Annotated in this window: 9 protein-coding genes and 1 pseudogene; 6 read left to right on the forward strand and 4 right to left on the reverse strand. The window is 67.8% G+C overall.

Features of this window, described 5'->3' with window-relative positions; all coding sequences use genetic code 11:
• The 3 genes from L995_RS12560 to L995_RS12570 all read left to right on the forward strand — a co-directional run.
• Positions 1 to 372, forward strand: a 372-nt coding sequence (locus L995_RS12560; protein ID WP_047472071.1) for a thioesterase family protein, incomplete at its 5' end; no start/stop codon positions are given.
• A 16-nt stretch (positions 373 to 388) separates the two neighbouring features.
• Complete coding sequence (locus L995_RS12565) at positions 389 to 1,183, forward strand: enoyl-CoA hydratase (protein WP_013804194.1); 795 nt, start codon at positions 389 to 391, stop codon at positions 1,181 to 1,183.
• Complete coding sequence (locus tag L995_RS12570) at positions 1,177 to 1,668, forward strand: thioesterase family protein (RefSeq protein WP_043819902.1); 492 nt, start codon at positions 1,177 to 1,179, stop codon at positions 1,666 to 1,668. Before L995_RS12565 ends, L995_RS12570 begins: the two co-directional genes overlap by 7 nt.
• A gap of 40 nt (positions 1,669 to 1,708) precedes the next feature.
• Here the strand turns inward: L995_RS12570 and L995_RS12575 are convergent, their stop codons facing one another.
• The gene (locus tag L995_RS12575) at positions 1,709 to 3,088 is read right to left on the reverse strand and encodes an MATE family efflux transporter (protein ID WP_047472073.1); all 1,380 of its coding nucleotides are present in this window, start codon (positions 3,086 to 3,088) and stop codon (positions 1,709 to 1,711) included.
• Complete coding sequence (locus L995_RS12580; protein WP_013804191.1) at positions 3,085 to 3,552, reverse strand: MarR family winged helix-turn-helix transcriptional regulator; 468 nt, start codon at positions 3,550 to 3,552, stop codon at positions 3,085 to 3,087. Before L995_RS12580 ends, L995_RS12575 begins: the two co-directional genes overlap by 4 nt.
• 218 nt (positions 3,553 to 3,770) lie before the next feature.
• On the opposite strand from L995_RS12580, the gene L995_RS12585 reads away from it, so the two are divergent.
• Positions 3,771 to 4,436 carry a bactofilin family protein gene (locus L995_RS12585; RefSeq protein ID WP_047217710.1) on the forward strand — a complete coding sequence of 222 codons (666 nt, stop codon included), beginning with the start codon at positions 3,771 to 3,773 and terminating at the stop codon, positions 4,434 to 4,436.
• A 75-nt stretch (positions 4,437 to 4,511) separates the two neighbouring features.
• On the opposite strand, the gene L995_RS12590 is transcribed toward L995_RS12585, so the two are convergent.
• Positions 4,512 to 4,988 (reverse strand): acyl-CoA thioesterase, encoded by a 477-nt coding sequence (locus tag L995_RS12590; protein ID WP_012203278.1) that lies wholly within the window; start codon positions 4,986 to 4,988, stop codon positions 4,512 to 4,514.
• Between the two features lie 41 nt (positions 4,989 to 5,029).
• Between L995_RS12590 and L995_RS12595 the strand changes: the two genes are divergently transcribed.
• Positions 5,030 to 6,856: an ABCB family ABC transporter ATP-binding protein/permease gene (locus tag L995_RS12595; RefSeq protein WP_047472074.1), complete on the forward strand. Its 1,827-nt coding sequence runs from the start codon at positions 5,030 to 5,032 to the stop codon at positions 6,854 to 6,856.
• Between the two features lie 52 nt (positions 6,857 to 6,908).
• Here L995_RS12595 and L995_RS12600 read toward each other — a convergent pair whose 3' ends face one another.
• The gene (locus L995_RS12600) at positions 6,909 to 8,801 is read right to left on the reverse strand and encodes a S9 family peptidase (protein ID WP_156136052.1); all 1,893 of its coding nucleotides are present in this window, start codon (positions 8,799 to 8,801) and stop codon (positions 6,909 to 6,911) included.
• Between the two features lie 230 nt (positions 8,802 to 9,031).
• Here L995_RS12600 and L995_RS33035 point away from each other — a divergent pair.
• Positions 9,032 to 9,165 (forward strand): annotated as a pseudogene (locus L995_RS33035) (GntR family transcriptional regulator); the annotation flags it as partial.

The raw sequence follows: 9,165 nt of genomic DNA on the forward strand, positions 1-9,165 counted from the left end.
CCGCGTCGCTTTCTCGACGGCATCATTCCCCAGACCTGGGATGGCCGCGAGACCGACAGCCTCACGCGCCTGTGGGTGCGCGACGAGCCGCCGCGCGCACTGGATTTTTGCGCGCTGGCCGGCCTGGCTGACGTATTCTTCCCGCGCGTGTGGCTGCGCCGCGCACAGCGCACCCCGGCGGGCACGGTGTCCATCACCGTCTACTTCCATGCGGGGCGCGAGGAACTGGCTGCCGCAGGCACGGGCCACCTGCTGGCCCAGGCGCGCGGCCAGGAATTTCGCAACGGCTTCTTCGACCAGAGCGCCCAGCTGTGGAGCGAGGCCGGCGTGATGCTGGCGAGCAGCCACCAGATCGTGTATTTCAAGGAATAAGCAAGGCAAGACCATCATGAGCGAAACCACCCAGGACATCCTCGTGCACACCGAAGCCGGTGTCTGCACCATCACCTTCAACCGCGCCGACAAGAAGAACTCCATCACCGAGGCCATGTACGCCAGCATGGCCGATGCGCTGGCCCAGGCCGGCGAAGACGCCGCCGTGCGCTGCGTGGTCTTCCAGGGCGACATGGCCATCTTCAGCGCGGGCAACGACATTGCCGACTTCCTCAAGCAGTCGGCCGGCGGCGCCGCCAGGCCGGAGGGCGAGCAGCGCCCCGTCTGGCGCTTCCTGCACAACATCGCCGCCTTTCCCAAGCCCGTGATCGCCGCCGTCTGCGGCCCGGCCGTGGGCATCGGCACGACCTTGCTGCTGCACTGCGACCTGGTCTATGCGGGCGACAACGCGGCTTTCTCGCTGCCCTTCGTGAACCTGGGCCTGTGCCCCGAAGCGGCCTCCAGCCTGCTGCTGCCCCAGATGCTCGGCTACCACCGCGCGGCCGAGGCCCTGCTGCTGGGCGAGCCCTTCCTGGCCGAGGCCGCCCTGGAAGTGGGCCTGGTCAACCGCGTCGTGCCGCCCAGCGAATGCAATGCGCTGGCCCAGGCCCAGGCCAGGAAGCTGGCCGCCAAGCCGCTGTCGGCCCTGATCGAGACCAAGCGCCTCATGAAGGCCGGCCAGTCCGGCCTGGTGCGCGAGCGCATGGCCGAGGAGGGTGCGAGCTTCGGCAAGCTGATGGGCGGGCCTGCTGCCAAGGAGGCGTTCACCGCGTTCATGGAGAAGCGCAAGCCGGACTTCAGCCAGTGCTGAAATCCACGAAGGCCTCTGAGGCGCCCGTGCAGTTCGAGCCCGAGTTCATCGCCGGGCTGCGCGAGGTGTTCGAGCGCCAGATCGCCTTCAACCAGGTGCTGGGCCTGCGCATCACCGAAGTGCTGCCCGAGCGGGTTGAAGGCCGCATCACCATGCGGCCCGAGCTCATAGGCCACGCGGCCTACCAGCGCATCCACGGCGGCGTGATCAGCGCCGGCCTGGACTCCATGGGCGGCCTGGCCGTCATGGCGGCCATCGGCGCCAAGCATATGGACGACGCACCGCTGCAGCGCCTGCACCGCTTCTCGCGCCTGGGCACCATCGACCTGCGCGTGGACTACCTGCGCCCCGGCATCGGCAGCGAATTCATCCTGCGCGCCGAGGTGCTGCGGCTGGGTTCGCGCGTGGCCAACACGCGCATGGAATTCCTGGGGGCCGATGGCAGCTTGCTGTCCACGGGGACGGCGGCGTACATCGTTTCTTGAAGCATGGCCCGCTGACTGCGGGCCTTCTTTTTGCGTTTCTTCACCCCCAGCGCGTGCGCCACACGGCCCAGGCCGTGCCGGCGCCATAGGCGGCCATGGCCACGGCGACCAGAATGAACAGCGACTGGGCGCTGCCCAGGCCGCTGGACATGAGCCAGCCGCCGCCCACCACCACGATCAGCAGGCGCACCGTGCCGGCCAGCACGGGCGCCCAGACGCGGCCTGCGCCCAGGGAGGCGAAGTACAGCACCAGTCCCAGGCCGAACAGCCCGAAGGCCGGGCCCACGGTGCGCAGGTAGAGGTCGGCATAGGCGCGCACGGCCGGGTCGCCGGTGAAGATGCCCGACCACAGCTGCGGCCAGACCATGACCACCAGGCCCAGCACGCCCAGCAGGGCGGCGGCCATGGCGCCGCCCGACCAGGCCACGCGGCGCGCGCGGGCCACCTGGCCTGCGCCCATGGCCATGCCCACCATGGGCACGGCGGCCATGCCGACGCCGAAGGCCATGGGGATCAGCAGGAACTCCAGCCGCTGGCCTATGCCGTAGCCGGCCAGTGCCAGCGGGCCCAGGCGGGCGACCATGCCTGTCAGCAGCAGCGCGGCCAGCGCCGTTTGCACGGGGGACAGGCAGGCCAGGGCCCCCACGCGCAGGATGTCGCGGAACATGGGCCAGGCCAGGCGGGGCCTGCGCCAGTCCAGTTGCAGGCGCTGCTGGCCCCATTGCAGATAGGCCAGGAAGACTGCGACGGCCAGTGCCATGGCCGCGATGTTGCCCACGGCCACGCCCGGCATGCCCCAGCGCGGCATGGGTCCCAGGCCCAGCCCCAGCGTGCCGCCGACAGCGATCTGCACCAGCGAGGCCGCAAAGATCACGGCCGACGGCATGCGCATATTGCCCGTGCCCCGCACCACCGATGCCAGCGTATTGCACAGCCACACCAGGATGGCGCCGCTGAACAGCACGGCGCCAAAGCCTGTGGCCGCTGCCAGCACCTCGCCGCGCCCGCCCAGCCAGCCGTAGAAGGTGGCGCCGCAGAGCACGAAGATGAGCGAGTACAGCAGCCCCGCGATGGTGCCGATGACGATGGAGTGCAGGGCCAGTGCCGAGGCACGCGCGCCGTCGCCTGCGCCCAGCGCGCGGCTGATGGCCGAGGACACGCCGCTGCCCATGGCGCCGTTGCTCATCATCTGCGTGAGCATGGCCAGCGGAAACACCAGGGCCATGGCCGCCAGCGATACGGTTCCCAGCTGCCCTACGTAGTAGGTCTCGGCCACGGCGACCAGCACCGACATGCTCAGCGCCACCATGTTGGGCACGGCCAGGCGCACCAGGGTGGAGGCGATGGGGCCGCTGACCAACGGATGCGCGGACCCGCTGGCCGCAGCGCCAGGGGCTGCGGAGGGCAGGGCGGCGTTCATTCCGCGCTCTCCTGCGTGGCGGTTTCCAGCACGGGCAGCATGCCCAGCACCAGGCTTTCCAGCGCGCCGATCTGCTCGCTGCCGCACAGCTCGCGCACGCGCTGCTGGGCCTGGCGCCACAGGGCGGCAGCCTCGCGGATGCGGGCGCGGCCTTCGGGCGTGACCACCACGCAGCGGCTGCGCGCATCCGCGCCGGGAACCAGGTCGATGAAGCCAGCCTGCTGCAGCGTGCGCAGATTGCGCGTCATCGTCGTGCGGTCGGTGTGCAGCTGCTCGGCCAGGGCCGAGACCGTGGGCGGGCCGTCGGGCGCATTGCGCGCCTGCACCAGCAGGCTGAACTGCGTGCCGCGCAGGCCGCTGGGCGCGAGCGTGTCGTCATAGAGCTGGGAGATCTTGCGCGACAGGCTGCGCACCATGAAGCAGGTGCAGACCGGACTGGCGGCGCTTGAGGTGGAGGAGGTCATGGGGCGTGGGGCAGGTGGCCTGGAATGGAAATGAGTGTAGATGCACCTATTGATTTGCGCATGTCCGCTGCGCGACCTGCGCATGCGCGGTGTGTGATCGAGAAAGGCTTGCAAGCACATGAAACGGGAGAACCATCTGGTTACTTTTCTTGCGAGATGCCGGCATTTGTTGCTAGTTCGTGTGCGTAGCATCGGATTTTTCCGAAGGAGACCCACCCATGGCTGTTCAGAACCCGTTCTTTGGCAAGCGCGACAACGATGCTTTCACCTCCCGCAACACCCTGGGCAGCGGCATAGGCGCCACCGGTACGGGCGGCAGCCCCTCCGGTGCCGTCACGCCCAGCTCCAGCGTGACAAGTCCGTCGACCGCCCAGCGCCAGGCATCGGCCGTGGCGCAGGACTCCCAGGGCAGCAAGCTCACCGTAGGCCCCAATATCAAGCTCAAGGGCGTGGAGATCACCGACTGCGACACGCTGGTCGTCGAAGGCACGGTGGAAGCCACCATGGACTCGCGCGTGATCCAGATCGCCGAGCAGGGTGCCTTCCACGGCACGGCCGAAATCGACATCGCCGAGATCCATGGCGTGTTCGACGGCACGCTGACCGTGCGCGAGAAGCTGGTCATCTACGGCACGGGCAAGGTCAGCGGCAAGATCCGCTACGGCAAGGTGGTGATCGAAGAGGGCGGCGAGCTCACGGGCCAGATCGAGGCCGGTTCCTCGCCGCGTTCATCTTCGGGTTCGGCCGTGGCGTCCAGCGCCTCCAGCCTGTCCTCTTCCTCGTCGGCCGTCTCCAGCGACAGCGCCGCCAGCAGTTCCGCGGCCCTGGCTGCGGCCACCGCAGCGGCCTCGCTGCAGCCGCGCGTCACGCCGTCGCTGGCATGAGCCATCTCTGCTGCCGGAAATGAAAAAGCGACCTGCAAAGGTCGCTTTTTTCATGGCTGCAGAAGTGGGGCGGGTTCAGCCGGCCTGCTGCTGCTTGCGTTCTGCATTGCGCTCGGCCGCTGCGCGCCAGGAACGCACCTGGTCGTTGTCCGGCAGCGACTGGGGCTTGCCCTGGCCGTCGATGGCCACGTAGGTCAGCAGGGCCTCGGTCACCTTGACGAAGCGGCCCTGGTCGGCAAAGCGCTCGGCATAGACCTCGACATCGACCGTGACCGAGGTGCGGCCCACGCGCTGCACGCTGGAGTAGAACGACAGGATGTCGCCCACACGCACGGGCTGCTTGAAGATGAACTCGTTCACGGCCACGGTGACCATGCGGCTCTGGCCCAGGCGCGAGGGCAGCACCGAACCTGCCAAGTCAACCTGCGCCATCACCCAGCCGCCGAAGATGTCGCCATTGGCGTTGACATCGGCAGGCATGGGAATGACCTTGAGAACCAGCTCCTTGTCTGCGGGCAAGGGATGGGGCGGGAGGTCTGGGCGGGGTGGCATGGGCACAATCGGGTCAATATAACAACCGAGAATTGTCTTTCATGCGACGCGAGAGCGCTTCCCCTACGGATTTACCCTTAGTCCCAACCCCGGCACCGTCGCGGGACTGGAACGCGCTGCGGCGCCTGCTGCCCTACCTGTGGCAATACAAGTGGCGCGTGCTGGCGGCGCTGGGCTTCATGATCGGGGCCAAGCTCGCCAACGTGGGCGTGCCGGTGTTGTTGAAGCACCTGGTCGATGCGCTGGATCTGAAGGCCGGCGATGCCCGCGCGGTGCTCGTCGTGCCCGTGGCCCTGCTGCTGGCCTACGGGCTGCTGCGCTTTTCCAGCTCGCTGTTCACCGAGCTGCGCGACCTGGTCTTTGCCAAGGCCACGCAGGGCGCCTCGCGGGCGATTGCGCTGTCCACCTTCGAGCACCTGCATGCGCTGAGCCTGCGCTTTCACCTGGAGCGCCAGACCGGCGGCATGACGCGCGACATCGAGCGCGGCGTGCGCAGCACCGAGTCGCTGATCTCGTATTCGCTCTACAGCATCCTGCCCACCTTCATCGAGATGGCGCTGGTGCTGGGCATCCTGGCGCTGCGCTTCGACATCTGGTTCGCGGCCATCACGCTGGCGGCGCTGGTGTTCTACATCACGTTCACGGTCACGGTGACCGAGTGGCGCACGCGCTTTCGGCGCGAGGCCAATGCCCAGGAGTCGGCGGCCCACACCAAGGCCATCGACTCGCTGCTGAACTACGAGACCGTCAAGTACTTCGGCAACGAGGGCTTCGAGGCGCGGCGCTACGACGAGAACCTGGAGGCGCTGCGCCGCGTTCGCCTCAAGAGCCAGAGCACGCTGAGCCTGCTCAACTGCGGGCAGCAGCTGATCATCGCCACGGCCCTGGTCGCCATCCTCTGGCGGGCCACGCAGGGCGTGGTGGATGGCCGCCTGTCGCTGGGCGACCTGGTCATGGTCAACGCCTTCATGATCCAGCTCTACATCCCGCTGGGCTTTCTGGGCGTGATCTACCGCGAGATCAAGCAGAGCCTGACCGACCTGGAGCGCATGTTCACCCTCATGGACAAGGAACGCGAGGTGGCCGACGCGCCCGGCGCCCAGCCGCTGCAGACCCATGGCGCACCGCCCGAGCTGCGCTTCGAGCATGTGGACTTCGCCTATGACCCCGAGCGGCCCATCCTCAAGGACGTGAGCTTCACCATTCCCGCCGGCAAGACCGTGGCCGTGGTCGGCCCTTCGGGCTCTGGCAAGAGCACGCTGGCGCGGCTGATCTTCCGCTTCTACGACGTGCAGTCCGGCCATGTGCGCATCGCCGGGCACGACCTGCGCGAGCTGACCCAGGACAGCGTGCGCGGCGCCGTGGGCATCGTGCCGCAGGACACGGTGCTGTTCAACGACACGGTGGAATACAACATCGCCTACGGCCGCCCTGGCGCCAGCCGCGAGCAGGTGGTGGCGGCCGCGCGCGCCGCGCGCATCCACGACTTCATCGAGGCCACGCCCCAGGGCTATGCCACGCGCGTGGGCGAACGCGGCCTGAAGCTGTCGGGCGGCGAAAAGCAGCGGGTGGCGATTGCTCGCACCCTGCTCAAGGACCCGCCCATCCTGATCTTCGACGAGGCGACGTCGGCGCTGGACTCGGCCAACGAGCGCGCCATCCAGGCCGAGCTGCAAAGCGCCGCGCGCAACAAGACGGCGCTGGTGATTGCCCACCGCCTGTCCACCGTGGTCGATGCGCACGAGATCCTGGTCATGGACGCGGGCCGCATCGTCGAGCGCGGCACCCACGCCCAGCTGGTCGCGGCGGGCGGGCGCTATGCGGACATGTGGGCGCTGCAGCAAAGCGGGGAGCCCGCCGTGCTGTAGCGCGGGGCGGCCGAGGGACCGGGCGGCCGGGTGGCCGGGTGCCTGGACGGCTTCAGGGCTTGAGGTGCGTGACCAGGAACTGCTCCATGGCCTCGTAGAACTCGAACTTGTTCTCGTCGTTGTGAAAGCCGTGGCCCTCGTTGTCCTTGACCATGTACTGCACCTCGACGCCGCGCTCGCGCAGCGCCTTCACCACCTGGTCGCTCTCGTCCTTGTTCACGCGCGGATCGCGCGCGCCCTGGGCGATGAACAGCGGGGCCTTGATGCGGTCCACATGCAGGGCCGGCGAGGTGGCGGCCAGGCGCTCCCTGTCGCGCTCGGGATCGCCCACCATGGCGTGCATCTGGTCCAGCAGCGGCTTCCAGTAGGGTGGAATGGTCTTCATGAAGGTGAACAGGTTGGACACGCCCACATAGTCCACGGCCGCCGCATACAGGTCGGGCGTGAAGGCCACGCCGGCCAGCGTGGCATAGCCGCCATAGCTGCCGCCGTAGATGCCGATGCGCGCAGGGTCGGCAATGCCCTGGTCGATCAGCCAGTGCACGCCGTCGGTGATGTCGTCCTGCATCTTCAGGCCCCACTGGCCGAATCCCGCTTCCCAGAACGCGCGGCCATAGCCCGTGGAGCCCCGGAAGTTCACCTGCAGCACGCAAAAGCCCCGGTTGGCCAGGAACTGCACCTCGGGGTTGTAGCCCCAGCCGTCGCGGGCCCAGGGGCCGCCGTGCGGGTTGATGATGCAGGCCAGGTTCCTGGGCTCGCGGCCGGCCGGCAGGGTCAGGTAGCCGTGGATGGTCAGGCCGTCGCGGCTGGTGTAGCTGACGGGCTGCACGCGCGACATGGCGGACTCGGGGATGGCAGGGTTGATGTCGGCCAGCTTGGTCAGCGCGTCGGCGGCCGCGTCGTAGATGTAGCGCGCGCCCGGCGTGCGGTCGTTGAAGGCGGCGACGATGAACTTGTCCTCGGCGCGGTTGGCGCCCTGGATGGCGAAGTCGTAGCCGGGCAACTGCGCAGCCAGCCGGCCGTACAGGGCTTCGGTCTCGGCATCGAAGAAACGGTACTGCGGCTTGTCGGTCTGGTAGGCGGCCAGGGTGAGCACGCGGCGCTTGCGCGAATAGGCCGCCGCGCCCAGATCGACTTCCTCGGGCACGAAGATTTCCTCTTCCTCATCGGGCCGGGCCGGGTCGATGACCACCAGGGCCAGCTTGTCGCGGCCCCGGTTGGACAGGGCGTAGAGCTTTTGGTCGTCGAAGGTGAAGAAGGCCGGGCTGACGCTGGTGCGGTAATCGGTGGTGATCAGGGTCTGGAACTCGCCGGCCTCGTCGTCGCGGTAGAGCAGGGCGCTGTTCAGGCCGTCGCTGGCCACGGCGGCCCGCACGCGGCCTGCGTGGTCGGTCTGCCAGCCGACGATGTTGCCGGGGTTCTGCGCCACCAGTTGCGCCGCCCCCGTGTGCACGTTCACGCGGTACACGTCGAAGACCTCGGCATCGCGCCGGTTGTGGCTGATCAGCACATGGTCGGGGTCGTCTTCCAGGTCGTCCTCGATGCTGGCGCGCACGCCTTCCCAGGGCGTCAGGTCGGTGGCTTCGCCGCTGCGCGCGTTGACTGCCAGCACATGGAAGTTCTCGTCGCCGCCGAAGTCCTTCTGGTAGAGCACTACATCCGGGCCCTTCCAGAAGAAGTTGCTGATGTCGCGCTCGGTCTCGGCCGTGATGCGGCGCGGCTCGCCCACAGGGGTGCTGCCCTCCAGCGCCTGCACATGGATGTTCATGCGCGCCGGATGGCCGTCCACGCTGACGGGCTGCATGAAGCCCAGCATGCTTCCGTCATCGGCCAGGCGGAAGAAGCCGCGCTCCGGATTGCGGAAGAAGTCCTTGATCGGATAGGCCTGCGGAGCCTGCACATCGGCGCTGGCATCCCGTGCCAGGTTGAGGATGTGGGCGGCCATGGCGGGGTGTCGGGAAAACGTCGGCAAGGGTGACCTCCTGGGTTGCAGCGGCAGGGGAAAAAGGGAGCCGGCCATGATGCCATGGCGCTGTATACAAACAAGCGGGACACTGTCTTTGATGGGATTGATTGTATACATTTGATTGGTGTTTTCCCGTGTTTTTGCGGAAAAATGCACCATGAATCTCCTTGGATGTATACATTCACGCCATTCCATCCAGACAAAGCCCCATGAGCCCCCAGCTTGCCCCCGCCGCCTCCGAAGCGGAAAGCCATTCCCAGGTCATCAAGGCCCAGCTGCAACTGCGCGAGATGATTCTTGCGGGCGAACTGCCCGCAGGCGAGCGCATTGCCGAGCTACGCGG

Source organism: Delftia sp. ZNC0008 (assembly GCF_000799035.1).
Taxonomy (GTDB): Bacteria; Pseudomonadota; Gammaproteobacteria; order Burkholderiales; family Burkholderiaceae_C; genus Comamonas; species Comamonas tsuruhatensis.

Bases quoted from the DNA above. Each gene is read 5' to 3' on its own strand.
- L995_RS12590 (WP_012203278.1), bottom strand. From the start codon at position 4,988: ATGCCACCCCGCCCAGACCTCCCGCCCCATCCCTTGCCCGCAGACAAG.
- L995_RS12600 (WP_156136052.1), bottom strand. From the start codon at position 8,801: ATGGCCGCCCACATCCTCAACCTGGCACGGGATGCCAGCGCCGATGTG.
- L995_RS12575 (WP_047472073.1), bottom strand. From the start codon at position 3,088: ATGAACGCCGCCCTGCCCTCCGCAGCCCCTGGCGCTGCGGCCAGCGGG.
- L995_RS12580 (WP_013804191.1), bottom strand. From the start codon at position 3,552: ATGACCTCCTCCACCTCAAGCGCCGCCAGTCCGGTCTGCACCTGCTTC.
- L995_RS12595 (WP_047472074.1), top strand. From the start codon at position 5,030: ATGCGACGCGAGAGCGCTTCCCCTACGGATTTACCCTTAGTCCCAACC.
- L995_RS12585 (WP_047217710.1), top strand. From the start codon at position 3,771: ATGGCTGTTCAGAACCCGTTCTTTGGCAAGCGCGACAACGATGCTTTC.
- L995_RS12565 (WP_013804194.1), top strand. From the start codon at position 389: ATGAGCGAAACCACCCAGGACATCCTCGTGCACACCGAAGCCGGTGTC.